This is a genomic window from Arthrobacter sp. SO5, from assembly GCF_020532805.1.
Classification (GTDB): domain Bacteria; phylum Actinomycetota; class Actinomycetes; order Actinomycetales; family Micrococcaceae; genus Arthrobacter.
Genome location: NZ_MQTQ01000053.1, coordinates 91867 through 115227, shown reverse-complemented (window position 1 = coordinate 115227; position 23361 = coordinate 91867). Strand labels below are relative to the sequence as shown.

Here is a 23361-nt window from a genome sequence, read left to right as displayed (position 1 = left end):
GTGAAGACGACGTCGGCACCCTCAACCGCCTCGGCGATGCTGCCGGCGGGCTTGACTCCCCCGGCCTCGGCGGCCGCCACGGCCTCGGGGTTCAGGTCAAAGCCGCGGACCTCGTTTCCGGCTTTGGCGAGGTTCACCGACATGGACCCGCCCATGTTTCCCAGTCCGATCCAGGCGATTACTGCCATGGCATAAGCTCCTTTGCTTTGCGTCTTGCTTTTGCGTGTCCGCATGATCCGGCCGGTTCATGCGGAGGGTCTGTGCCAAGCATCACACCCTGCTAAGGTGCAATCAAGACGAAAAACTACAGATGGTATGTGCATGAATGCACACGCCCGGAATCAGGAGAACCATGGCGGACCTGCGGCGGCTTCCGAGCCCGGATGACCTGCTGATCCTGCTGACCGTGGCCCGGCTGGGCCGCTTCAACGCGGTGGCGGAGACGCTCGGCACCACCCACACCACCATCTCCCGGCGGATCCTGGCCCTGGACAAGCAGCTCGGCGGCCGCACCCTCGAGCGGAGTCCGCACGGCTGGGAGCTGACGGAGCTCGGCAGCGAGGCGGTGACCGCGGCCGAGGCGATCGAGGGCACCCTCGGTGCGCTGTCCAACAGCATCGCCCGCAGCGAGGATATGCTCGCCGGCCTGGTCCGGGTCAGCACGCCCGACGGCTTCGGCGCGGAGTTCCTCACGCCCGCGCTGGTGCGGCTGCAGCAGGACCACCCGCAGCTCAACGTGGAGATGCTCAGCGCCACCCGCAAGGTCAGCCAGAACCGCTCCGGGGTGGACCTCGAAGTGGTGGTGGGCAACCTCGAGGTCAGCAACGCGCAGACCATCTTCCTGTCCAACTACTTCCTCCGGCTGTACGCGAGCCCGCACTACGCGCAGGAGCACGGCCTTCCGTTGACGCTCGACGACGTCCGGCAGCACGGATTTGTCTCTTACGTGGAATCGGCACTCCAGGTCGCGGAGCTGGGCCACCGCTCCACCCAGCTGCCGATGCCGCGCTCCAGCTTCCAGGCCACCAGTATCTTCGCCCAGCTCGAGGCCGTCCGCCGCGCCGCCGGGATCGGGCTGCTGCCCAACTTTCTCGTCGTCGGGAAGCCCGGGTTCCTGCCGGTCCTGCCGGACGACTTCCAGCGGCAGCTGCCGATCTGGGCGGTGGCCAGGGCCGAGTCGCTGCGCTCGGCGCCGGTGCAGGCCGTGGTGGCGGCGGTCCGGACCGAGATTGCCCAACGCCAGGATGTGCTCGCCGGCTGAGCCGGGCACGCTGCGTTTACGGCGGCTGCCCGCGTTCCCGGCGGCCGTCAATTTCCGACGTCGTTTGACGACGATATGCCCAGAGCCGTCCGCAAGATCTCGGGTTCGGACTACCCACGCATCATGAGGGTGAAGGCCAGGTGCCGCTCGTAGCTCATGCGTTTGCTCCGGGTAAGTCTTTGGCCCACCGGCGTGAGGCCAGTACTCCATAGAACGCGGTCACGACGAGGACAAATGTTATGAGAACTGACGCGTTGACGACGAGCGAGAGTTCCCTTTGGTGCGGCAGGAGCATCGTCATTTTCCACCCCGCATTGTCGGCGCGGGTGATGAAGTCCGTGTCTATCGGAACCCACAGGCTGGCCGCGGCACTTGCTGCCGCCAAAGCGCAGAGGCTGAGGACAAGGTGGACGACGGACAGTACCGGGCAGCGTCAGCCGGGATATTCGCGTCGGTAAGCCTGGAGCGCATCCTCGCCAATCCATCTTTTGTTCAGCATCAGCCCTCCAAGGTTCGAATCGGAGCCTACAGCACGGGTTGCGCTACATGGCGCTACTAAGTGCGCGCCAAATACCGCTGCGATTAACAGGCCGTCTGGCGCCGGGAACTCCTGGAGCCGCGGGCGAGCCACCGCCTGTGTCACCAATCGATCCTTCACCGGGCCGCTCAATTGAATCGCGGACCGAAGGCTATGGCATCCGGATCATGGGCAGTTATGGTGGCTCCATGAGGGACAGGATGCCGCTGATAATGAGCGGGACGACGGAGTTCAATGACGCCCTCGACCATTACGAGACGGAAGGCTGGCGCCGTGCGGAAACTGATCTACGGCATGAATCTGACCCTGGACGGCTACATCGCCGCGGTCGGCGACGACATCGGCTGGAGCGGGCCGAGCGACGAACTGTTCCAGTGGTGGCTCGACCAGGAGCGGGCTAGCAGCCTGTCGCTTTACGGCCGCAAGCTCTGGGAGACCATGAGCTCCTACTGGCCGACCGGCGACCAGCAGCCCAACTCCACGCCGGCGGAGATCGAGTTCGCGCGGAACTGGCGCGACACGCCGAAGGTGGTGTTCTCCTCAACGATCGACAAGGTCGACTGGAACACCCGCCTGGTCACCGGCGACGCGATCGGTGAGATCACCCGGCTCAAGGCCGGGGACGGCGGCCCGATGAGCGTCGGCGGCGCAACGCTCGCCGGCGCGGCCATGCGGGCCGGGCTGATCGATGAATACGCGCTAGCCACCCATCCGGTCCTGGTGGGCGGCGGCACTCCGTTCTTCACCTCGCTGGACAGCTGGGTGAACCTGAACCTGGTGGAGACGCGGACGTTTCCCGGCGGCGTGGTCCTGAACCGGTACGAGACGAGGCGCTGAGCGCAATTCCTCCGCTCGGTCGGGGAAGTACATCCACCGCCAGCGGCACCACAACGACAGGGCCCGGGCCGGGACTCAGGGAAGCGAAGCACGCCTAGTCTCCATTAACCGGGCAGGCGCACACGACGGTGGAACCCGCCGAACTCTGCGCGGTAGGGCGTTCAACCGTCTGCCGTGCCATCAGACGCGCAGACGAGCCCGCCTGACCGCATCAACGCAGTAGCCGCAACCGTTAGCCGCAAACGACTCCGAAAACGGGTGCTGCCCGCGCCCGCGGTGAAACGCGGACACGGGCAGCGTGGTATCGGTGGAGCTTACTTCTTGCCTGCGGCGAGAAGATCCGCGGTGCCCTGGGCGTCGGCGGCGTCGACGTCGTGCAGGGAAATTCCGCGGGTTTCCTTCAGGAAGTACACCGCCACCATCGTGACCACACAGGCGCCCAGGAGATAGATGGCCACCGGGACGGAGGACTTGTACTGGCTCAGCAAGGCGACGGCGATGATCGGGGCCATCGAACCGGCCACGATCGAGGTGACCTGGTAGCCCAGCGAGACGCCGGAGTAGCGCATCCGCGTCGGGAACATTTCGGCCATGATCGCCGGCTGGCCGGCGTACATGAGCGAGTGGAACAGCAGACCGATGGTGATCGCCGCGAGGATGATGAGGTCGTTCTTGGTGTCCATCATCGGGAAGGCGAAGAAGCCCCAGGTACCGCCAAGGACAGCGCCGGCCATGTAGACCGGTTTGCGGCCGACGTTGTCGGAGAGCTTGCCGACCATAGGGATCACGGCGAAGTGGATTGCGTGCGCCACGAGCAGCAGGAGGAGGATGCGGGCGGTGTCCGTCTGGACAATGACCTTCAGGTACGTGATGGAGAAAGTGACCACGAGGTAGTAGAGGATGTTCTCCGCGAAGCGCAGGCCCATAGCGGTGAAGACGCCCCGCGGGTAGCGGCGGAACACTTCGCCGACGCCGTAGCCCTTCTTCTCGACGGTGACTTCCTTCTGGGCCTCCAGGAAGATGGGGGCGTCCGTGACCTTGGTCCGGATGTAGTAGCCCACCAGCACGATCACAGCGGAGAGCCAGAAGGCCACGCGCCAGCCCCAGCTGAGGAAGTCGGCGGAGGACAGCACAGAGGACAGGGTGAACAGCACTGCCGTGGCCAGCAGGTTGCCGAGCGGAACGGCCGACTGCGGCCACGCGGACCAGAAACCGCGGGACTTGCTCGGGCTGTGCTCGGCCACGAGGAGGACAGCGCCGCCCCATTCACCGCCGACGGCGAAGCCCTGGGCGAAGCGCAGGAACACCAGGAGAGCCGGAGCCCAGTAGCCGATCTGCTGGAAGGTGGGCAGGCAGCCCATCAGGAAGGTGGAGACGCCCACCAGGATGATGCTGAGCTGGAGCAACTGCTTGCGGCCGAACTTGTCGCCGAAGTGGCCGAAGACGATGCCGCCGATGGGCCGGGCGACGAAGCCAACCGCGTACGTGAGGAAGGCGGCGATGATGCCGTCCAGCTCACTGCCGGAGTTGGGGAAGAAGGTCTTGCCGAAGACGAGGGTCGCCGCGGAGGCGTAGAGGAAGAACTCGTACCACTCGACGACGGTGCCGGCCATGGAGGCCGTTACTACTTTCTTAAGGCCGGACGCCTTGACGTCTTCCTCTTCCGGGCGCCTGGCGGCGGCGTTTTGCGTACTCATTTCGACTCCTTCGGTGTCGCCTTCGACACCCTATGGACTATGGCAGGAGGGCGCCTGTGACATAAAACACGCGGCGCCATTCCCCCGAGTATGTACGCATACGGTCCGGGCCTCAACGTCCATTAGTGCAGAGCGCATCTGCAAAAATGCACAAAAAGGGGCACATTTGGACGCGGGACTACCCGAAGAAGTACTGCCGGAGCTGCCCGCTGAGCTGGCCGATCTCCGTGAGGAAGCCATCGTGGCCGATGGGTGCCTCGATGGTGTGCACTACAACATCACCCGGCAGGGCCCGGGCCAGTGCCTGGGACTGGGCCGGGAAGTACAGCCGGTCCGAGTCGACGGCCGCCACCAGGAACTCGGCCGTGGCCGGAGCCAGGGCCTCCGGGAGGGCACCGCGGCCCCGGCTGATGTCATGGCTCATGAGCGCCTCGGTGATGGCGATATAACTGTTCGCATCGAAGCGGCGGACCAGCTTGCTGCCCTGGTGGTCCAAGTAGCTCTCCACCTGATAGCGCCCGCGCCCGGCGAGGGACCCGGATTCCAAAGGCGCCTCGGACTCCTGGGCGTTCCGGCCGAAGCGTCCGTCCAGCTCTGCGGCCGAGCGGTAGGTGATGTGCGCGATCCGCCGGGCCAGGGCCAGGCCTGCTTCCGGTTCCGGTCCGCCGTAGTAGTCCCCGCCCTTGAAGTTGGGGTCCTGGCGGATGGCGAGCGTCTGCGCCTGGGCGAAGGCGATCTGTTCGGCGGTGCTGCTGGCGCCGATGGAAATCACGCCGCAGCGCCGAACCCGGTCCGGGTAGCTGACGGCCCATTCTAGGGCTCGTGCCCCGCCGAGGGAGCCGCCCAGTACGGCGTACCAGCTGCCGATGCCGAGGGCGTCGGCCAGCCGCGCCTCGGCCGCGGTGGTGTCCCGCAGGGTGACCAGCGGGAACCGCGAGCCCCACGGCTTCCCGTCGGGGGCCGGCGTCGAGGGCCCGGTGGTGCCGTAGCAGCCGCCGAGGATGTTGACCGAGACGACGAAGTACCTCTCCGTGTCCACCGGGGCGCCGGGGCCTGCGAGCTGCTCCCACCAGCCCGGTTGCTCGCCGGCCCCGCGGGTCACGTGGGTGTCCCCGGTCAGCGCATGCTCGATCAGCACGGCGTTGGAACGGTCCGCATTGAGTGTCCCCCACGTCTCATAGGCGAGGGTGACGTCCGGCAGGCGGCCGCCGGATTCGAGCCCGAGGTCACCAATCCGGAGGTACCGGACGGTTCCGTCCGGGACGTGTGCAGGGTGGGCGGAGGTTTTGCTTTCGGGTACACCCTTGCGGGTGACGGCAGTGCTCATGTGCGGACCTATTCTTTGCGCTTGCCCGCCGTCAGCTGACCGGCAGGCCAGGTCTTCACCCGGGGCACCCCGCCGCAAAAGGAGGGTTGCCGGCCAGCAAGCCGGGGCTATCTGCTGGCACTCATGACCTTCAATGAGTGTACGAACTGCGGCGCCGTTGTGGCGAAGATTGTGACGCCCCTATGACTCCCGGCGCCCACCCAGGTCAACGGGCGGGGCGCCGGAAGCCTGCCGTGTTCAGGCGTTCTTGGCTGCGCGGAATCCGGCGTCGAGGTCCGCGAGGATGTCATCAATGTGCTCCAGGCCCACCGAGAGCCGCACGAGGCCGGGGTTAACCCCGGCAACAGCCTGCTGTTCCGGCGAAAGCTGGCTGTGGGTGGTCGACGCCGGGTGGATGACCAGCGAGCGCACGTCGCCGATGTTCGCCACGTGCGAGTGCAGTTCCAGGGCGTCAACGAAGCGCTTGCCGGCCTCCGCTCCCCCGGCGATGTTGAAGGCGACGACGGCGCCGGTCCCCTTGGGCCCGTACTTGCGGCCGCGCTCGTACCAGGGACTGGACGGCAGCCCCGCGTAGGCGACGGATTCGACGTCGGCCCTTGCCTCCAGCCATTCGGCCACCCTGGTGGCGTTGGCAACATGGCGCTCCACGCGCAGGCTCAGCGTCTCGAGGCCCTGGGCGATGAGGAAGGCGTTGAACGGGGACACCGCCGAGCCGAGATCGCGCAGCAACTGGACGCGGGCCTTGAGGATGTAGGAGAGGTTGGCGCCGAGGGCGCCGTCCGCGCCGAGGTCCCTGGCATAGACGAGTCCGTTGTAGGTGGGGTCCGGGGTGTTGAAGCCGGGGAAGCGCTCCGGGTCCTTGCCGAAGTCGAAATTGCCGGAGTCCACGATCACGCCGGCGATCGCGGATCCGTGGCCGCCGAGGTATTTGGTGGCGGAGTGGACCACGATGTCCGCGCCCCACTCGAGGGGCCGAATCAGGTAAGGGGTGGACAGGGTATTGTCCACGATCAGCGGCACCCCGGCCTCGTGGGCCACCGCCGAGATGCCCTCGAGGTCCAGCACGTCCTGGCGCGGGTTGGACACCACCTCGCCGAAGAAGAGCTTGGTGTTGGGCCGGACGGCGTCGCGCCACTGCGTCAGGTTGTCCGGATCCGCCACGAAGGTCACGGAGATGCCGAACTTCTTCAGCGTGTGCGCCAGCAGATTGTAGGTTCCGCCGTAGAGGCTGGGGCTGGCCACCACGTGGTCGCCGGCTTCGGCGACGTTCAGGATCGCAAGGGTCTCCGCGGCCTGGCCGGAGCTCAGCAGCAGCGCCGCAAGCCCGCCTTCCAGGCTGGCGACGCGCTGCTCCACGGCGTCCTGGGTGGGGTTGCCGATTCGCGTGTAGATCGGGGCGAGCTCCGCGAGGGCGAACCGGTTCGCCGCGCTTTCGGCGCTGGGGAAGACGAACGACGTCGTCTGGTAAATCGGCAGTGACCGTGCGCCGGTGGCGCTGTCAGGCGCTTGGCCGGCATGGATCTGGCGGGTTTCGAAGGACCAGGCATTGGACATCGGGATGCTCCTCAAGGACTGGGCACCCTCGCCCCGGAGCCATCGGCCCGGGGACGGCACAGGCGCCGCGCTTGCCCTCCGGCGGGCGCAGGAGGGCCAGGTCTTCACCCGGGGCACCCCACCGCGATACGAGGGTTGCCGGCCAGCAAGCCGGGGCTATGCGCTGGCACTCATGACCTGATGTCAGTCTAGGAAGGGCGGCCGTGGCTTGGATAGCTTTGTGACAAAGATGAAGCTGCGGGCGCCCGGGGGCCGTCCTGGCAGCGGCCGGCATGCACGTGACCGCCGCGGGGGCGGGGCTGAACGGGGTCGAAAAGGACATCCCCTGGGGGTTAGGGCACCCTAAGCTGAGAGCTTCATCACAAAGTGCCAAGATGAGGGCATGCGCATGGATCACATCTCTTACGCCTCCGAAAAAGATGGCTTGGCAGCCACCACCGAACGAATCGCGTCTGCCCTCGGCGTTGAAGCCGTGAAGGGCGGAGTACACCCCCGTTTCGGGACCCGCAACATGATCATTCCGCTTGCGGGACACAAGTATGTCGAGGTCGTGGAGGTCCTGAACCACCCGGCCTCGGACAAGGCGCCCTTCGGCCAGGCCGTCCGCGCCCGCTCCGAAGCAGGCGGCGGCTGGATGGGCTGGTGCGTCGAGGTAGACGACCTCGCCCCGTTCGAGGAGAGGCTCGGCCGCGCCGCCGCGAACGGCAACCGCAAGTTCCCGGACGGCCGGGAGCTGGTCTGGAAGCAGATCGGCATCCTCGGGCTCATCGCCGATCCCCAGGTCCCGTACATGCTCAAGTGGGAGGGCGATCCGGAACTCCACCCGTCCAAGGCCTACGAGAGCAATGTCAAGATGTCCGCGCTCACCATCGCCGGCTCAGCCGAGCGCGTCACCCAATGGCTGGGCGAACCGGTGGAAAAGCCGCTGGAAGACGTGGCCGTGAACTGGCTGGCCCCGCACGGGACACCCGGCATCCTCTCCGTCACGTTCGAGACAGCCGCCGGGGCCGTCACCATCTGACCCTCCACCGCCCCACACTTCGGCCGCCATCAGCGGGTGCCAATGACGTCACCCCTCGATGGCGGCCGAATTCATTAAGGCAACGCGGGGTCACATCGCGCCGGTCCGGAGCCTCCGGATGGGCGCGAAGTGACCCCGCGTTGCTTTGTGCTGGTGCCGATTCAGCCCAGGCCGATCGCCTTGCCGAAGAGGCTGAAGCCGACGAACGCGACAATGTCCAGCAGGGCGTGGGCGACTACCAGCGGCATCACCCGGCGGGTCCGGGTGTAAACCAGCGCGAAGACCACTCCCATGACCGCGTTGCCGATGAACGGCCCGAAGCCCTGGTACAGGTGGTAGCTGCCGCGCAGCATGGCACTCGCGAAGATCGCCAGCGGCAGGCTCCAGCCGAGCTTGGGCAGCCGGTCCAGCAGGTAGCCCACCACAATCACTTCCTCCACAACCGCGTGCCGGATCGCGGAGAGGATGAGCACCGGCACGGTCCACCAATAAGTGTCGAGTCCGCTGGGAATGATGGCGGTGGTGATCCCGAGCGCCCGTCCGGCGGCGTAGAGCCCCAGCGAGGGGATCCCGATCAGCGCCGCCAGGCCCACCCCTTGCAGCAGGTCCTTGCCGGGCCGGGCAAAATTGAAGCCCAGCTTCGCGCAGGCCGCGGCTGCCGTGCGGTGCTCGGACAGAAGGAAGATCACCAAGGCCACCGGCACCAGCGCGAAGAAGATGTCCAGCAGCTGGTAGGTCAGGTCAAAGTACTCGCGGGGGCTTTGCGAGCGGTTCAGTGTGGACGTGCCCTCCGCCAGCGGCGCCCGGGTCATCTTGTCCAGCAGCTGCACGATCGAATAGACCGCTGACTGTCCCAGTGACAGGCCCAGGACAATCCAGACTTCTATCCGCAGCCGGCGGCGGGAAGGAACGAACATGTTCCTATCTTGCCCGTAGTTTCCGGCAGTTGCCTGAACCGTCCCGTTGCCGGGGATGCGCCGCGCCCGGGCCTATGCTTGGGTCTTATGAGTGCGCCCGGAAAAATCATCATGATCCGGCACGGCCAGTCTGCCGCCAACGCCGACACGTCGATCTACAACCGGGTGCCCGACTACCGGATCCCGCTGACCGAACTCGGCGTGCAACAGGCCCGGACGGCCGGCGAGCAGGTCCGGCGGCTCCTGGACGGCCGGCCGGCCTGTGTGTACGTCTCGCCCTACCTGCGCGCCTACCAGACCCTCGAGGCGCTCAACCTCGGTCCGCTGGTGGAGCGGGTCATCGAGGAGCCGAGGCTGCGGGAGCAGGACTGGGCCAACTTCCAGATCGCCGGGGAGATCGAGGACCAGAAAGAGCTCCGCAATGCCTACGGCCACTTCTTCTACCGCTTCCGGGAAGGCGAGTCCGGCTCCGATGTCTATGACCGGGTGTCCTCCTTCATGGAAACCCTCTACCGGCACTGGTCCCGGCCGGACTACGCCCCCAACGCGCTGTTCGTGACGCACGGGCTGACCATGCGGCTGTTCTGCATGCGCTGGTTCCACTGGTCGGTGGAGTACTTCGAATCCCTCAACAACCCGGACAACGCGGAGGTCCGCACCCTGTACCGCAGCGCGGACGGCAAATACGACCTCGACAAGGCGTTCAGTCAGTGGGAGGCCCGCCGCGTCGATGAGACCGTCCTGGATGCCCCGCCGATGGTCTTCTAGCGGGCGGGGCTGACTCCGGATTCAGCGTGCGCGCACTCCCGCCCGCCAGACGGCGTGGGTCAGCGGAATGCCGGGCCGGTAGGCCAGGTGCGTGGCGGACGGCGCCTTGAGCAGGTGCAGGTCCGCGCGGTGTCCGACGGCGATCGAGCCCACCGCGCGTTCGCCGTCGGCGTCGTTCCCGGCCTCCCGGCCGAGGGCCAGCGCGCCGCCGTACGTCGCGGCCCGGACGGCCTCGTGGACGCTGAGCCGCATCTGCAGCACCGCGGTGGTGACGCAGAACGCCATGGAGCTGGTGTAGGAGGTGCCCGGGTTGCAGTTGGACGCCAGCGCGAGCTGCACGCCGGCGTCGAGCAGTTCCCGGCCCGGTGCCAGGGGCTGGCGGGTGGACAGGTCGCAGGCCGGCAGGCAGGTCGCCACGGTTCCATGCCGGCCGGTTCCCGCGTCCCAGCCGGACCAGCTCGCCGCGAGGGCGTCGATGTCCGCCGAGGACAGGTAGTTCACGTGGTCTACGCTGGCGGCGCCGAACTCGACCGCGAGCCGCACGCCGGGGCCCTCGCCGAGCTGGTTGCCGTGCACCCGCAGGCCCAGCCCGGCGTCCTTGCAGGCCCGGAGCACGCGCCGGGACTGGTCCTCTGTGAAGGCGCCCCGCTCGCAGAAGACGTCGGCCCAGCGCACGAACGGCCGGACGGCGGATAGCATCGGCCCGCAGACCAGCTCCGTGTACTCTCCGGCGTCCATCCCGGCGGGCACCAGATGGGCGCCGAGGAAGGTGACCTCATCGGCCACGGTGGAGGCTATCCGGGCGCTGCGGGCCTCGTTCTCGACGTCGAGGCCGTACCCGGTCTTGGTTTCGAGGTAGGTGGTGCCCTGGGCGACGGCCTCGGCCACCCGGCCCATCGCCAGCCGGGTGAGGTCGAAATCGCTGGTGCTCCGGGTGGCGCCGGTGGTCACGGCGATGCCGCCGGCGCTGTAGCTCTCTCCCGCCATCCGGGCCTCGAACTCCGCCGTCCGGTCCCCGGCGAAGATCAGGTGCGTATGGGAATCGACCCAGCCCGGCAGCAGGGCCCGGCCGCCGGCGTCGACGGCCTCATCGGCGGCCGGCGCGTCCTCGGCGGCACCAAGCCACGCGATCCGCTCGCCCTCGATCACCACGGCGGCTGCGCGGAGGACGCGGTGTTCCGCGTCCTGGGTCATCAGTTCGGCGATGTTGGTGATCAGGGTGCTCATGGGTCCATTCTTCAGCGCCGGATGGACCAGCGGGTCGCCGCCAGCGCGTCCGCTGTCCGGGATGCCGGACCGGCAGCTTCACCGGTGGCTGTCCCCTGCCCCGCCAGGATCAGCCCGGCGGCCAGTTCGGCGATGCCGGACGAGGTCTGGAAACCGTAGCCGCCCTGGCCGGCGAGCCAGAAGAATCCGGGGGCTTCGGCGTCGAACCCCACCACGGGGATGCCGTCGGCGGCTTCGGTCCGCAGTCCGGTCCAGGCCCGGCTGATACCGCCGATCCCCATCGTGGTGACGGTGTTGAGCCGGGTGATCAGCGCCTCGATGTCGCCCGGATGGGGCCGGGCGTCCTCAGGGCCGCTCGGCACGGCTTCGGACGGGGAAATCAGCACCTGACGCCGTCCGTCCGTCCGGAAGTAGAAGCTTTCGTCCGCGGCGGCCACCATCGGGCAGCCCTGCGGGAGGGGATGCTCGACGTCGACGATTGCGGCGGTGCGGCGGTAGGGCTGGAGCCCGAGCTTCTCGACGCCGCTGAGCACCGCGAATTCGTCCGCCCAGGCGCCGGCGGCATTGACCACGACGGCGGCCTGGATGCCTTCCTGCCCGGCGCCCAGCTCCCAGCCGGAGCCGAGCCGCTGCGCCGAGTGGACCTTCGCGCCGGTGATGATGTCCACGCCGCCCTCCACCGCCCACTCCCGGTGGTCTTCCAGCAGCAAGGACGCGTTGCAGGCGAAGGATCCGGAGTCGAGGCCGGCGGCGGAGAAGGAATCCGGTCTGAGCGCCGGGCAGATTTTCAGGGCTTCGGCATGGCTGATCCGGTGCATGAAGCCGCTGGCCTGCTGCTGGACGGCGTCCTCGTCGCCGATCAGCATGAACCGGCGCGGTGAGAGCACAGGTTCAGGCCGCGTACCCTCGCGGGTGCCGATAAGGTCCAGCGTGCGCATGGTCAGGTCCCGGACCACCGGCGGCCCGTAGCTGGGAATCAGCTGCCGGGCCGAGCGGGCAGAGGTGTGGTACCCCAGCGACTGCTCGGCTTCGACCAGTGCCACGCTGCATTTGCCGGCGAGGGCGGAGGCAAGGGACAGGCCGGCAATTCCGCCGCCCACGATCACGACATCGTATTTAGCTGACATGCCTCCATCCTTGCACCCGACAGGAGGTCGCGTCAGCACTTTCCGCACCGCGGGCGGCAGAGCCCTACGAGTTGGCGGCCACCGTCTCGCGGCTGCGCACGAAGGCCCGGACACAGGACTCCACGTCTTCGGCGCTGTGCGCGGCGGAGAGCTGGACGCGGATCCGGGCCGCACCCTTGGGTACCACCGGGTAGCTGAACGCGGTCACGAAGACGCCGTGGTGCAGCATGGCATCGGCCACCTTCGCGGCCATGACGGCGTCCCCGAACATGACCGGGACAATGGCGTGTTCGCCGGGAAGCAGCTCGAAGCCTTCCTCGCTCATCCGGTTCCGGAAGAGCTCCGCGTTGGCGAAGAGCCGGCTGCGCAGTTCGCCGGAGCCCTCCACGAGGTCCAGTGCCTTGAGCGTGGCGGCCACGATCGCCGGGGCGAGTGAGTTGGAGAACAAGTACGGGCGCGCCTTCTGGCGGAGCATGGCCACAACCTCGCGGCGGCCGGAGACGTAGCCGCCGGAGGCGCCGCCCAGGGCCTTGCCGAAGGTGCCGGTGTAGATGTCCACGCGTTCCGAGACGCCGGCGTGCTCCGGAGTGCCGGCCCCGGTGGCTCCCATGAAGCCGACGGCGTGGGAATCGTCCACCATGACCATGGCGTCGTACTTCTCGGCAAGGTCGCAGATGGCCTCGAGCGGGGCGAGGAAGCCGTCCATCGAGAAGACGCCGTCGGTGACGATGATCTTGCGGCGGGCCGGGTTCTCCTGCGTGGTGGCCTCGACCAGCCTGGCTTCGAGGTCCGCCATGTCCTGGTTGGCGTAGCGGAAGCGCTGGGCCTTGCAGAGCCGGATGCCGTCGATGATCGAGGCGTGGTTCAGCGCGTCGGAGATGACGGCGTCTTCCGGGCCGAAGAGAGATTCGAACACGCCGCCGTTGGCGTCGAAGCAGCTGGAGAACAGGATGGTGTCCTCGGTGCCGAGGAACTGCGAGACGCGCTTTTCCAAGGCCAGGTGCAGGTCCTGGGTGCCGCAGATGAAGCGCACGCTGGCCATGCCGAACCCGCGCTCGTCCATGGCCGTCTTGGCGGCTGCGATGATCTCCGGGTGGTCCGCGAGGCCGAGGTAGTTGTTGGCGCAGAAGTTCAGGACGTCCGCACCGGACTCGCCGATCCGGCCGGCCTTGACGCGGTTGGCCTGGGGCGAATCAATGTGCCGCTCGGTCTTGAACAGGCCGGCGTTGCGGATCTCTTCGAGTTCGTGCTGCAACTGGTCCTTGATGGCTGAATACATTGCGGTGGGCTCCTCAGCTGGTGGGGTCGGTGGGCCGGAACGGTGGCGGGTTAGAAGCAGGTCCAGTCGAGGACCACCTTGCCGCCGACGCCGGCGCGGGCGATCTCGAAGCCCTTTTCCCAGTCCGTGGCGGGCAGGGTGTCCGTCACGACGGCCGAGATGTTGGCGTGCAGGACCGGGCTGGAGGACAGCATGGCGCTCATGGCGTACCAGGTCTCGAACATTTCGCGGCCGTAGATGCCTTTCATGGTCAGCATATGCGTGACCACTTTGCCCCAGTCGATGTCGATGGACTGGCTGGGCAGTCCCAGCATCGCGATCCGGCCGCCGTGGTTCATGTTCTCGATCATCTCAGGCAGTGCCGTGGGGTGTCCCGACATTTCCATGCCGATGTCGAACCCCTCGCGCATGCCCAGTTCACGCTGGGCGTCCTTGACGCGCATCTTCGAGACGTCGATCGCGAGGTCGACGCCGAGGGCCCGGGCCAGCGCCAGCCGCGGGGCGGAGATGTCCGTGATGGCGATCTTCCGCGCGCCGGCGTGGCGTGCGACGGCGATCGCCATGAGCCCGATGGGGCCCGCGCCGGTGATCAGGACGTCCTCGCCGACGAGCGGGAAGCTGAGCGCGGTGTGGACGGCGTTGCCGAAGGGGTCGAAGATGGCACCGAGTTCCGGCGTCACGGAGGGGTCCTGGTGGACCCAGACGTTGGTTTCGGGGATGACGACGTATTCGGCGAACGCGCCGTCGCGCTGCACGCCGACGCTGACGGTGTTGATGCACATCTGCTTGCGGCCGGCCCGGCAGTTGCGGCAGATCCCGCAGACGATGTGGCCTTCGCCGGAGACGCGGTCCCCGACCCGGACGTCCAGGACGTCCCCGCCGGTCTCGACGACTTCGCCGTAGAACTCGTGGCCTGCGATCAGCGGGGCGTTGATGATGCCCTGAGCCCAGGCGTCCCAGGCCTGGATATGCAGGTCGGTGCCACAAATGCCGGTGGTGATGACGCGGATCTTGACGTCTCCGGGGCCGGTCTCCGGCTCGGGACGGTCCACCAGCTCGAATCCTGCGTGCGCGCCGGCCTTGTAGAGAGCCTTCATGGGCCTGCCTAACTGTGATGGGGCCGCGGCCTTCGCGGCGGCACGTGTGCGACAACTCACCCCATTAGACCCGGAGATAAAGCATTAGCACAAACAGATTCTTCTCAATCGACGATTTAGCTTTGGCTCGTGCTTAGACTGGTTTGCATGGAAATCCATCAGCTGGAGATGCTCCGGGAACTCGGGGCTCTGGGCAGCGTCAAGGCCGTCGCCGACACCCTGCGTGTCACCCCTTCGGCGGTGTCCCAGCAGCTCGCCGCCCTGCAGAAGACCGTCGAGGTTCCGCTGACCCGCAAGGAAGGCCGCAACCTGGTGCTGACCGAGGCCGGCCAGGTGCTCGCGGACGCCGGGGCCGCCGTCGTCAGCGCCATGGCGGATGCCCGGACGGCAATCGGCACCTACCACGGCTCACCGGTGGCGCCGGTGACGCTCAGCGGCTTCCACAGCGCCGGGCAGGCATTGTTCGCCCCGCTCGCCCGGGCCCTGGCTGCCCCGGGACAGCCGCGGATCCTGCTCTCCGACGAGGACGTGGCCCAGCAGGACTTCCCGGCCCTCACGGCCCGCTATGACCTGGTGCTGGCGCACCGGATGGACCACAGCCCGCGCTGGCCCCAGGAGCGTGTCGCGGTGATCCCGCTCGCGCACGAGCCGCTGGACGTCGCGCTGCCGGCCGCGCACCGGCTGGCGGGCCAGCGTGCGGTGACCGCGGATGACGTCGTCGGCGAACCCTGGGTGACCAGCCACGCCGGCTACTCCCCCGCGGACGTGCTCTCCGCCGTAGCCGCCGTCTCAAGCCGCGAGCTGAACATCGTGCACCGGATCAACGACTACTCGACGGTCGCGGCGCTCGTGGCAACCGGCAGCGTGATCGGCCTGCTGCCGCGGCACACCGCGCGGCCCGTGCTGAACCCGTCGATTGTGCTCAAGCCGCTGGAGGGCATTAGCACCCGGCGCAGGATCGACATCCTGGCCCGGCCGGAGAACCTTAAACGCCGATCGGTCATGATGGTCTGCGACGCACTGCAGACCATCATGACCGATTTGGTGGGCGGCTAGGGCTTAGCCTTCGACGCCGAGGCGCTGCAGGATCAGCTCCTTGACGCGGCCGGCGTCGGCCTGCCCGCGGGTGGCCTTCATGACGCCGCCGACGATCGCGCCGACCGCCTGGAGCTTGCCGGCGCGGATCTTGTCCGCGACGCCGGGCTGGGCGGCGAGGGCCGCGTCGATCGCTTCAAGCAGGGGCCCGTCGTCGGAGACCACGGCGAGGCCGCGCTTAGCCACGATTTCCGCCGGGGTACCTTCGCCGGCGAGGACGCCGTCGAGGACCTCGGTGGCCATCTTGTTGTTGATCTTGCCGTCCTCAACCATCCGGTTCAGTTCCACGATGGTGGCCGGGGCGACGCCGAGCTGGCCGGGGTCGACGTCGGCGTTCTTGGCGCGTCCCACGATCTCGCCCATCCACCACTTGCGGGCCACCGTGGCGGTGGCGCCGGCGGCGATGGTTTCCTCGATCTCGTCCATCACGCCGGCGTTGACGACGTCGCGGAATTCCAGGTCGGAGTAGCCCCAGTCAGCCTGCAGCCGCTTGCGGCGGGCGGCCGGCGGCTCGGGCAGCGTGGCCCGGAGCTCCTCGACCCACTCGCGTGAGGCGACAATCGGCACCAGGTCCGGTTCCGGGAAGTAGCGGTAGTCATCGGCGTCGGACTTGGGCCGGCCCGACGTCGTGGTCCGGGTGTCCTCGTGCCAGTGGCGGGTCTCCTGGACGATTGGCTCGCCGGAGTCCAGGACGGCGGCGTGCCGCTGGATCTCGTAGCGGACGGCGTGTTCGACTGCGCGCAGGGAGTTGACGTTCTTCGTCTCAGAGCGGATGCCGAAGCGTTCGCGCCCGTGCGGGCGCAGCGAGACATTCGCGTCGCAGCGGACGTTGCCGCGTTCCATCTTCGCGTCCGAGACGCCGAGGTTCTTGACGATCTCGCGGACCGCGGCGACGTACGCCTTCGCGAGCTCGGGCGCGCGGGACCCGGCGCCCTCGATCGGCTTCGTGACGATCTCGACCAGCGGCACACCGGAGCGGTTGTAGTCCACCAGGGAGTAGTCCGCGCCCTGGATACGGCCGGTGGCGCCGCCCATGTGGGTCAGCTTGCCGGCGTCCTCCTCCATGTGCGCGCGTTCGATTTCGACGCGGAAGATCGTGCCGTCGGAGAGCTCGACGTCCAGGTAGCCGTCGTACGCGATCGGCTCGTCGTACTGGGAGGTCTGGAAGTTCTTCGGGGTGTCCGGGTAGAAGTAGTTCTTCCGGGCGAAGCGGCAGGTCTCGGCGATCTTGCAGTTCAGCGCCAGGCCGATCTTGATCGAGGACTCGATCGCGGTCCTGTTCACCACGGGCAGCACGCCGGGCATGCCGAGGTCCACCTCGTTGACGTTGGTGTTGGGCTCGTCACCGAACACGTTCGGCGCGGAGGAGAACATCTTCGTTTTGGTGTTGAGCTCCACGTGGACCTCGAAGCCGAGGACGGGATCGTATTTCTCCATCGCCTCTTCGAAGCTGAGGGTTGCGTCAGTCATTAGTGGGAACCTCCGTGGCTTGAAACGGCAGCGTCAGTCAGCGAGGGAGCCTTGTCCAGCAGCGGGCCGCCCCACTGCGCCTCGAGCAGGGATTCGAGCACCGCACCGACGCGGTACAGCCTGGCGTCCTGGCGGGCCGGGGCCAGCAGCTGGACGCCGACCGGCAGCCCGTCCTCGTCGGCCAGGCCGCCGGGCAGGGACAGTCCGGGGACGCCTGCCATGTTGGCGGGGATGGTGGCGACGTCGTTGAGGTACATTGCCAGCGGGTCGTTGAGCTTCTCGCCGAGCTTGAACGCCGTGGTGGGCGCCGTCGGGGAGATCAGCACGTCGGCCTTGGCGAACGCGGCGTCGAAGTCGCGCTGGATCAGGGTCCGCACCTTCTGGGCCGAGCCGTAGTAGGCGTCGTAGTAGCCGGCGCTCAGTGCGTAGGTGCCCAGGATGATGCGGCGCTTGACCTCGTCGCCGAAACCGGCGGCCCGGGTGGCGCCCATGACGCGTTCAATCGTCATCGGGCCGTCTTCGGGCAGGACCCGCAGGCCGTACCGGACGCCGTCGAACTTGGCCAGGTTGGAGGAGGCCTCGGAGGGCATGATCAGGTAGTAGGCGCCCAGGGCGTACTTGAAGTTGGGGCAGGAGACCTCGACGATTTCCGCGCCGGCGCCCTTGAGCAGCTCGAGGGACTCGTTGAAGCGGTTTTCGACGCCGGCCTGGTAGCCCTCGCCGTGGAGTTCCTTGATGATGCCGATCTTCATGCCGCGCACGTTGCCGGTCGACGCCGCCGCGACGAGGTCCTCCAGCGGGTCCGGCAGCGAGGTGGAGTCGTGCGGATCGTGCCCGCCGATGACCTGGTGCAGCAGGGCGGAGTCCAGCACGGTGCGGGAGACCGGGCCGATCTGGTCCAGCGAGGAGGCCATCGCGATCGCGCCGTAGCGGGACACGCCGCCGTAGGTGGGCTTGACGCCGACTGTTCCGGTGACGGCGCCGGGCTGGCGGATGGAGCCGCCGGTGTCGGTGCCGAGGGCCAGCGGGGCTTCGAAGGCCGCGACGGCGGCTGCCGAGCCGCCGCCCGAGCCGCCGGGGATCCGGTCCAGGTCCCACGGGTTGTGGGTGGGGCCGAAGGCGGAGTGCTCCGTGGAGGAGCCCATCGCGAATTCGTCAAGGTTGGTCTTGCCCAGGATCGGCATCTTCGCGGCGCGCAGGCGCTTGATGACGGTGGCGTCGTAGGGGCTGTGCCAGCCTTCGAGGATCTTCGAGCCGGCCGTGGTGGGCTGGCCGATGGTGACGATGAGGTCCTTGACGGCGATCGGCACACCGGCGAGGGCGTGCAGCTCTTCGGCGGCGGCGCCGCCCGCGGCGCGGATCGCGTCCACCTCGGCGGCGACGGCGAGGGCTTCGTCGGTGTTGACGTGCAGGAAGGCGTGGACCTTGCCGTCGACGGCGGCGATGCGGTCCAGGTGGGCCTGGGTCACCTCGACGGCGGAGACCTCGCGGGCGGCGAGCTTGCCGGCGAGCGCTGCGGCGGAGGAGCGGATCAGTTCGTTGTTCTCAGTCATGTTCTTAGCCCTCATCCAGGATTGCCGGGACCTTGAAGCGGCCTTCGTACGCGTCGGGGGCGCCGGAGAGTGCCTGCTCGGCCGTGAAAGTGTGGCCCACAACGTCCTCGCGGAACACATTCGTCAGCGGGATGGGGTGGGACGTGGCCGGGACGTCATCACCGGCGGCTTCACTTACGGACTTCACTGAATCAACGATGACGGCGAGTTCGCCGGCCATCCTGTCCAGCTCTTCAGCACTCATCTCGATGTGCGCGAGTCGCGCGAGATGCGCGACGTCGTCGCGGTTGATCGCAGCCATGGATCTCCCCTGCAAGGTATGGATTATTTTCCGTCCCAGTCTACGTGGGTTGAACTGCCGTTACTCTCCGGCACCTGGAAGGACTGCGACAAACAACGCGGGGTCACTTACGGCCCGTCCGGAGGTCCGGAACGGGCCGTAAGTGACCCCGCTTTGCTTGCTGCTGGTGCGTGGGGTGTCAGCCGATGCCGATGGCTCCGGTCAGGACACCTACCCCGAGCATGACCAAGGATATGACGGCGGTGCGCCAGAGGACCTTCTTGTGGTGGTCACCCAGGTCCACCTTGGCGAGGGAAACCAGGAGCAGGATCGCGGGGACCAGCGGGCTCTGCAGGTGGAAGGGCTGGCCTGTGATGGAGGCGCGTGCCATGTCCGCGGCGCTGACCCCGTAGTGGGCCGCCGTCTCGCTGAGCACGGGCAGGACGCCGAAGTAGAAGGCGTCGTTGCTCATGAAGAACGTCATCGGGATGCTCAGCACGCCGGTGATGATGGCCATGAACGGACCCATATCGGAGGGGATGATGGCGACGAGCCATTCCGACATTGCCTTGACCATGCCCGTGCCGTTGAGGACACCGGTGAGGACCGCGGCGGCCAAGACCATGCTGACGACGGCGACGATCGACGGTGCGTGCGCGATCAGCTGGGCACCCTGGTCCTTGACCTTCGGGAAGTTGACCAGCAGGGCGACGGCGGAACCCACCATAAAGACGAACGGGAGCGGAATGATGTTGGCGACGAGCGTCACCATGACTGCAACCGTCAGGCCCAGGTTGAACCAGAACAGCTTGGGACGCAGCGTGGAGCGGTTGGGGTCCAGCGCGGTGTCCGCCATGGCGGAATCGCGATCGTCCACGAGCACCTCGGTGCGTTCCAGGACAGCGACCGAGCCGCTGCCGGCGGGGGCTCCACCGGAGGGTCGGGTGGTCTTGCGCCGGCCGCCGGTGCCGCCCTGGGGCGAGCCGCCGTCGATCGTGTTGTTGGTGTCCCAGATTTCCGGGGCCACGGCGCGCAGCCGGTTGCGTTCCTGCAGGCCCAGGAGCCAGGCGAAAACGAAGACCACAACGAGTCCGGCAATGAGCGAGGGGATCATCGGAAAGAAGACATCGTTGACGTCGATCTTCAGCGCGGTTGCGGCACGGGCGGTGGGGCCGCCCCAGGGCAGGATGTTCATGGTGCCGTTGGCGAGGCCGGCGACACAGGTGAGGACCACGGGGCTCATTTTGAGCCGCAGGTAGACCGGCAGCATGGCCGCGGTGGTGAGGATGAAGGTGGTGGAGCCGTCGCCGTCGAGGGACACTGCCGCCGCGAGGATGGCCGTGCCGAGGACCACCTTGGCGGGGTCGTTGCCGAGCTTGCGCAGGATGAACCGGACCAGCCGGTCAAAGAGCCCGACGTCGATCATCAGGCCGAAGTAGATGATGGCGAACATCAGCAGGGCTGCCGTGGACGTCATCGACTTCATGGAGTCCATGACCATGGGGCCGATGCCCAGTCCGGCGCCGGCGAAGAGTCCGAAGACTGTGGGGACGATGATGAGCGCCAGCACTGGCGTCAGCTTCTTCGTCATGATCAGCATCATGAAAACCGCGATCATGGCGAATCCTAGTAATACCAGCACGGCCGGCTCCTTCTTCATTGAATCGCACCACCCCGGTGTGATGCGTACAACAGACGTTAGAGTGGCGCGCGTCACGGCCGGGCCTTTGCCTCATTTGATTGGCATACTGCTTGTTGGACGCATTTTGCGCATTGTGCTCACACCCGAAGGAGGACCGCCGTGCCCCGCCTAACCGGCCGCATCATCGGCCGCTTAACCAGCCGCACTCCCCTGCGGTTCTCCACGCAGACCCTGCTGCTCCAGCTGGCGGTCGTGGCCCTCGTGGTGCTCCTGACGAGCGCCGTCCACGGCTGGCTCACCTACGACCGGCTGGGACGCGAGGCGGAGAACCAGGCACTGACCCTGGCCCGGACCGTGGCCTCGGACCCGCAGGTGCGGGCCGAAGTGCAGCAGATCAGCGCCCAGCCGGGCACTCCCCCGGCCGCCGAGCTGCTGGCCGGCCCGCTGATGGCCGCGGCCGAGGGTGCCCGCACCCGCACCGGAGCCCTCTTCGTGGTCATCACCGACGAGACCGGCCTGCGGCTGGCGCACCCCGACGCCGACCGGCTGGGCGAACGGGTCAGCACCGACCCGTCCGAGGCCCTGGCCGGCAAGGAAGTCACCACCCGGAACACGGGGACCCTCGGCCCCTCCGCCGGGGCCAAGGTCCCGGTGTTCGCCCCGGGCTCGGACACCGTGGTGGGCGAGGTCAGCGTGGGTTACTCCACGGAGACGATCGGCCAGAGCCTGGCCCGGGACATCATCCCGATCGCCCTGACCGCCGCCGGTGCCCTGCTGGTTGGCGTCCTGGCCTCCTTCCTGCTCCGGCGCCGGCTCCAGCGGCTCACGCTCGGACTGGAACCGGAGGAAATCAGCACCCTGGTCCACGACCAGGTGGCGGTCCTGCAGGGCGTCGACGACGGCGTGATCGGCGTCGCCGCGGGCGGCCGGATCAGCGTGTTCAACTCCGCCGCTCAGCGCTTGCTGGGCCAGCCCGATCTCACCGGAGCGCCGTGGGCCGATGCCCCGGTGCCGGCCCAGCTGCTGGCACTGACCCGCGCCGACGCGGCGGAAGGCGACGCGGTGGAACTCGTCGCCGGCGGCCGCGTCCTGGTCGCCAGTGCCCGCAAGGCCCTGCACGGCCGCGAGGACCTGGGCTGGGTGGTCATGCTCCGTGACCGGACAGAACTCCAGCAGCTGACCCGCCAGCTCGACGCCGTGGGCACCATGTCCACCGCCCTCCGCGCCCAGCGCCACGAATTCGCCAACCAGCTCCACACGATCGCCGGCTTCATGAGCATCGGCCAGCACCAGCAGGCCCGCGACTACCTGGCCCGGCTGGCGGCGACCGGCCCGCTGAATTTCCCGGTGGACCAGGCCCAGCTGCTCCAGGACCCGTACTTGCAGGCGTTCCTGGGCGCCAAGGGCGTGGAGGCGGACGAGCGCGGCGTGAGCCTGCGCCTGGGCCCGGAAACGCTGGTCCGCGGCCACGTCACCGAGCCGCAGGAGGTCACCACGGTGCTGGGCAACCTGATCGACAACGCCGTCAACGCCGCCGTCGCCGGCTCCGCGACGGACCGCTGGGTCGAGGTGGAGGTGCTGGACGAACCCGGTGAGGGCGGCGGTGCCGGCACGCTGCACGTCGTCGTCGGCGATTCCGGCGATGGCCTGGGCCCGGCTGTGGCGGCCGTCGGCAGCGAGGCCGTGTTCGCGGAAGGATTCACGACGGCGGAGCGGCCCGCCCGTGCCGGCGGCGGCCAGGGCCTCGGGCTGGCCCTGTCCCGCCAGCTCGCGCGCCGCCGCGGCGGCGACGTACGGGTGCTGGATCCGGGCTCCCCCGGCGGGCCGGGGGCAGTATTCGTGGCCACCCTGCCCGGGACAACAGCCGGGACAACGGGGGCGCCAGACGCCCAACCGGCCACCGAGCCAGCCGCAGAGCCAATCGAAAGGGACAGCGATGTCTGAGGATTTCAGGGTGCTGATTGTGGATGACGATTTCCACGTCGCCAAGCTGCATGCGGCCTATGTGGATTCGGTGGCGGGTTTCCTGGCCCTGCCGCCGGCCGGATCGGCGTCGCTGGCGCTGCAGGCCATCCACAGCCTGCGCCCGGACCTGGTGCTGCTGGACGTGTACCTGCCGGATGCCTCGGGGCTTGACCTGCTCCGCCAGCTGGATGTGGACACCATGATCCTCAGCGCGGCCTCGGACACTGCGTCCCTCCGGATCGCGTTCCGCCGCGGGGCGCTGGGCTACCTGCTGAAGCCATTCACGGCCGAATCTCTCTCCCAGCAGCTGCGCTCCTATGCGCGCTACCGCCGGATCCTGGCGCAGCCGGGGTCCGTGGACCAGGACACGGTGGAACGGGCGAAGCGTGCCCTCATCCCCGGTGACGTAACGGCATCGGCAAAACCCCGGTCCGCGACGGAGGCCGCGGTGCTGGAGTCGCTCGTGCCAGGCGAACAGTACTCGGCAGCCGAGGTCGCCGCACGGGTGGGGGTCTCCCGGGCCACTGCCCAGCGGTACCTGTCATCACTGGCGGACGACGGCGCCGTCGACATCCAGCTGCGGTATGGCACAACCGGACGGCCGGAGCACCGCTACGGCCTGCCGCCGGCGTCGGGCCGTTAACCCCCTGCCAAGCAACGAAGGGTCACGTACGGCCCATCCGGGACGCCACGATGGGCGCCAAGT

Annotated in this window: 20 protein-coding genes and 2 riboswitches; of the genes, 7 read left to right on the top strand and 13 right to left on the bottom strand. The window is 68.0% G+C overall.

Annotated features, from left to right (window positions below; all coding sequences use genetic code 11):
- The coding region (locus BJG92_RS09235; protein ID WP_232083734.1) for an NAD(P)-binding domain-containing protein at positions 1 to 188 on the bottom strand (188 nt) is incomplete at its 3' end.
- Positions 189 to 361: 173 nt separating this feature from the next.
- On the opposite strand from BJG92_RS09235, the gene BJG92_RS09230 reads away from it, so the two are divergent.
- Positions 362 to 1261: a LysR family transcriptional regulator gene (locus BJG92_RS09230; RefSeq protein WP_232083842.1), complete on the top strand. Its 900-nt coding sequence runs from the start codon at positions 362 to 364 to the stop codon at positions 1259 to 1261.
- A gap of 811 nt (positions 1262 to 2072) precedes the next feature.
- Complete coding sequence (locus tag BJG92_RS09225) at positions 2073 to 2636, top strand: dihydrofolate reductase family protein (protein WP_232083733.1); 564 nt, start codon at positions 2073 to 2075, stop codon at positions 2634 to 2636.
- A gap of 314 nt (positions 2637 to 2950) precedes the next feature.
- On the opposite strand, the gene BJG92_RS09220 is transcribed toward BJG92_RS09225, so the two are convergent.
- The 3 genes from BJG92_RS09220 to BJG92_RS09210 all read right to left on the bottom strand — a co-directional run bounded on the left by BJG92_RS09220 (position 2951) and on the right by BJG92_RS09210 (position 7214).
- Positions 2951 to 4333: an MFS transporter gene (locus BJG92_RS09220; protein WP_232083732.1), complete on the bottom strand. Its 1383-nt coding sequence runs from the start codon at positions 4331 to 4333 to the stop codon at positions 2951 to 2953.
- Positions 4334 to 4511: 178 nt separating this feature from the next.
- Positions 4512 to 5660: a homoserine O-acetyltransferase gene (locus BJG92_RS09215; RefSeq protein ID WP_232083731.1), complete on the bottom strand. Its 1149-nt coding sequence runs from the start codon at positions 5658 to 5660 to the stop codon at positions 4512 to 4514.
- A gap of 12 nt (positions 5661 to 5672) precedes the next feature.
- Positions 5673 to 5789, bottom strand: a riboswitch (SAM riboswitch).
- A gap of 108 nt (positions 5790 to 5897) precedes the next feature.
- Positions 5898 to 7214, bottom strand: a complete 1317-nt coding sequence (locus BJG92_RS09210; protein WP_232083730.1) for a bifunctional o-acetylhomoserine/o-acetylserine sulfhydrylase — start codon at positions 7212 to 7214, stop codon at positions 5898 to 5900.
- 62 nt (positions 7215 to 7276) lie between these two features.
- A riboswitch (SAM riboswitch) is annotated at positions 7277 to 7392 on the bottom strand.
- A 204-nt stretch (positions 7393 to 7596) separates the two neighbouring features.
- Here BJG92_RS09210 and BJG92_RS09205 point away from each other — a divergent pair.
- Positions 7597 to 8235 carry a VOC family protein gene (locus BJG92_RS09205; RefSeq protein ID WP_232083729.1) on the top strand — a complete coding sequence of 213 codons (639 nt, stop codon included), beginning with the start codon at positions 7597 to 7599 and terminating at the stop codon, positions 8233 to 8235.
- Positions 8236 to 8396: 161 nt separating this feature from the next.
- Here BJG92_RS09205 and BJG92_RS09200 read toward each other — a convergent pair whose 3' ends face one another.
- Positions 8397 to 9152, bottom strand: a complete 756-nt coding sequence (locus BJG92_RS09200) for a CPBP family intramembrane glutamic endopeptidase (RefSeq protein WP_232083728.1) — start codon at positions 9150 to 9152, stop codon at positions 8397 to 8399.
- 87 nt (positions 9153 to 9239) lie between these two features.
- Here BJG92_RS09200 and BJG92_RS09195 point away from each other — a divergent pair, with 87 nt between their 5' ends.
- Positions 9240 to 9920 carry a histidine phosphatase family protein gene (locus BJG92_RS09195; RefSeq protein WP_232083727.1) on the top strand — a complete coding sequence of 227 codons (681 nt, stop codon included), beginning with the start codon at positions 9240 to 9242 and terminating at the stop codon, positions 9918 to 9920.
- A gap of 21 nt (positions 9921 to 9941) precedes the next feature.
- Here the strand turns inward: BJG92_RS09195 and hutI are convergent, their stop codons facing one another.
- From hutI to tdh, 4 genes are all read right to left on the bottom strand, one after another.
- Positions 9942 to 11147, bottom strand: coding sequence for an imidazolonepropionase (gene hutI, locus BJG92_RS09190; protein ID WP_232083726.1), 1206 nt, complete (start codon positions 11145 to 11147; stop codon positions 9942 to 9944).
- A gap of 11 nt (positions 11148 to 11158) precedes the next feature.
- Positions 11159 to 12274: an FAD-binding oxidoreductase gene (locus BJG92_RS09185; RefSeq protein ID WP_232083725.1), complete on the bottom strand. Its 1116-nt coding sequence runs from the start codon at positions 12272 to 12274 to the stop codon at positions 11159 to 11161.
- 64 nt (positions 12275 to 12338) lie between these two features.
- Positions 12339 to 13553: a glycine C-acetyltransferase gene (locus tag BJG92_RS09180; RefSeq protein WP_232083724.1), complete on the bottom strand. Its 1215-nt coding sequence runs from the start codon at positions 13551 to 13553 to the stop codon at positions 12339 to 12341.
- A 50-nt stretch (positions 13554 to 13603) separates the two neighbouring features.
- On the bottom strand, positions 13604 to 14650 hold the full coding sequence (gene tdh / locus BJG92_RS09175) for an L-threonine 3-dehydrogenase (protein ID WP_232083723.1): 1047 nt from the start codon (positions 14648 to 14650) through the stop codon (positions 13604 to 13606).
- 147 nt (positions 14651 to 14797) lie between these two features.
- On the opposite strand from tdh, the gene BJG92_RS09170 reads away from it, so the two are divergent.
- Complete coding sequence (locus BJG92_RS09170; protein ID WP_232083722.1) at positions 14798 to 15706, top strand: LysR family transcriptional regulator; 909 nt, start codon at positions 14798 to 14800, stop codon at positions 15704 to 15706.
- Positions 15707 to 15709: 3 nt separating this feature from the next.
- On the opposite strand, the gene gatB is transcribed toward BJG92_RS09170, so the two are convergent.
- The 4 genes from gatB to BJG92_RS09150 all read right to left on the bottom strand — a co-directional run bounded on the left by gatB (position 15710) and on the right by BJG92_RS09150 (position 20765).
- Positions 15710 to 17215 carry an Asp-tRNA(Asn)/Glu-tRNA(Gln) amidotransferase subunit GatB gene (gene gatB / locus BJG92_RS09165; protein WP_232083721.1) on the bottom strand — a complete coding sequence of 502 codons (1506 nt, stop codon included), beginning with the start codon at positions 17213 to 17215 and terminating at the stop codon, positions 15710 to 15712.
- Positions 17215 to 18768 carry an Asp-tRNA(Asn)/Glu-tRNA(Gln) amidotransferase subunit GatA gene (gene gatA / locus BJG92_RS09160; RefSeq protein WP_232083720.1) on the bottom strand — a complete coding sequence of 518 codons (1554 nt, stop codon included), beginning with the start codon at positions 18766 to 18768 and terminating at the stop codon, positions 17215 to 17217. The genes gatB and gatA overlap by 1 nt, the downstream gene beginning before the upstream one ends.
- A 4-nt stretch (positions 18769 to 18772) precedes the next feature.
- Complete coding sequence (gene gatC, locus BJG92_RS09155; protein ID WP_056432749.1) at positions 18773 to 19069, bottom strand: Asp-tRNA(Asn)/Glu-tRNA(Gln) amidotransferase subunit GatC; 297 nt, start codon at positions 19067 to 19069, stop codon at positions 18773 to 18775.
- A gap of 178 nt (positions 19070 to 19247) precedes the next feature.
- Positions 19248 to 20765, bottom strand: a complete 1518-nt coding sequence (locus tag BJG92_RS09150) for a CitMHS family transporter (protein ID WP_374199782.1) — start codon at positions 20763 to 20765, stop codon at positions 19248 to 19250.
- Between the two features lie 84 nt (positions 20766 to 20849).
- On the opposite strand from BJG92_RS09150, the gene BJG92_RS09145 reads away from it, so the two are divergent.
- Positions 20850 to 22634, top strand: coding sequence for an ATP-binding protein (locus tag BJG92_RS09145; RefSeq protein ID WP_232083718.1), 1785 nt, complete (start codon positions 20850 to 20852; stop codon positions 22632 to 22634).
- Positions 22627 to 23298, top strand: coding sequence for a response regulator (locus BJG92_RS09140; protein ID WP_232083717.1), 672 nt, complete (start codon positions 22627 to 22629; stop codon positions 23296 to 23298). The genes BJG92_RS09145 and BJG92_RS09140 overlap by 8 nt, the downstream gene beginning before the upstream one ends.
- The last annotated feature ends 63 nt before the right edge of the window (positions 23299 to 23361 follow it).

Bases quoted from the DNA above. Each gene is read 5' to 3' on its own strand.
- BJG92_RS09140 (WP_232083717.1), top strand. From the start codon at position 22,627: ATGTCTGAGGATTTCAGGGTGCTGATTGTGGATGACGATTTCCACGTC.
- hutI (WP_232083726.1), bottom strand. From the start codon at position 11,147: ATGAGCACCCTGATCACCAACATCGCCGAACTGATGACCCAGGACGCG.
- BJG92_RS09170 (WP_232083722.1), top strand. From the start codon at position 14,798: ATGGAAATCCATCAGCTGGAGATGCTCCGGGAACTCGGGGCTCTGGGC.
- tdh (WP_232083723.1), bottom strand. From the start codon at position 14,650: ATGAAGGCTCTCTACAAGGCCGGCGCGCACGCAGGATTCGAGCTGGTG.
- BJG92_RS09180 (WP_232083724.1), bottom strand. From the start codon at position 13,553: ATGTATTCAGCCATCAAGGACCAGTTGCAGCACGAACTCGAAGAGATC.
- BJG92_RS09210 (WP_232083730.1), bottom strand. From the start codon at position 7,214: ATGTCCAATGCCTGGTCCTTCGAAACCCGCCAGATCCATGCCGGCCAA.
- BJG92_RS09220 (WP_232083732.1), bottom strand. From the start codon at position 4,333: ATGAGTACGCAAAACGCCGCCGCCAGGCGCCCGGAAGAGGAAGACGTC.
- BJG92_RS09215 (WP_232083731.1), bottom strand. From the start codon at position 5,660: ATGAGCACTGCCGTCACCCGCAAGGGTGTACCCGAAAGCAAAACCTCC.
- BJG92_RS09195 (WP_232083727.1), top strand. From the start codon at position 9,240: ATGAGTGCGCCCGGAAAAATCATCATGATCCGGCACGGCCAGTCTGCC.
- BJG92_RS09200 (WP_232083728.1), bottom strand. From the start codon at position 9,152: ATGTTCGTTCCTTCCCGCCGCCGGCTGCGGATAGAAGTCTGGATTGTC.
- gatC (WP_056432749.1), bottom strand. From the start codon at position 19,069: ATGGCTGCGATCAACCGCGACGACGTCGCGCATCTCGCGCGACTCGCG.
- BJG92_RS09185 (WP_232083725.1), bottom strand. From the start codon at position 12,274: ATGTCAGCTAAATACGATGTCGTGATCGTGGGCGGCGGAATTGCCGGC.
- gatA (WP_232083720.1), bottom strand. From the start codon at position 18,768: ATGACTGAGAACAACGAACTGATCCGCTCCTCCGCCGCAGCGCTCGCC.
- BJG92_RS09205 (WP_232083729.1), top strand. From the start codon at position 7,597: ATGCGCATGGATCACATCTCTTACGCCTCCGAAAAAGATGGCTTGGCA.
- gatB (WP_232083721.1), bottom strand. From the start codon at position 17,215: ATGACTGACGCAACCCTCAGCTTCGAAGAGGCGATGGAGAAATACGAT.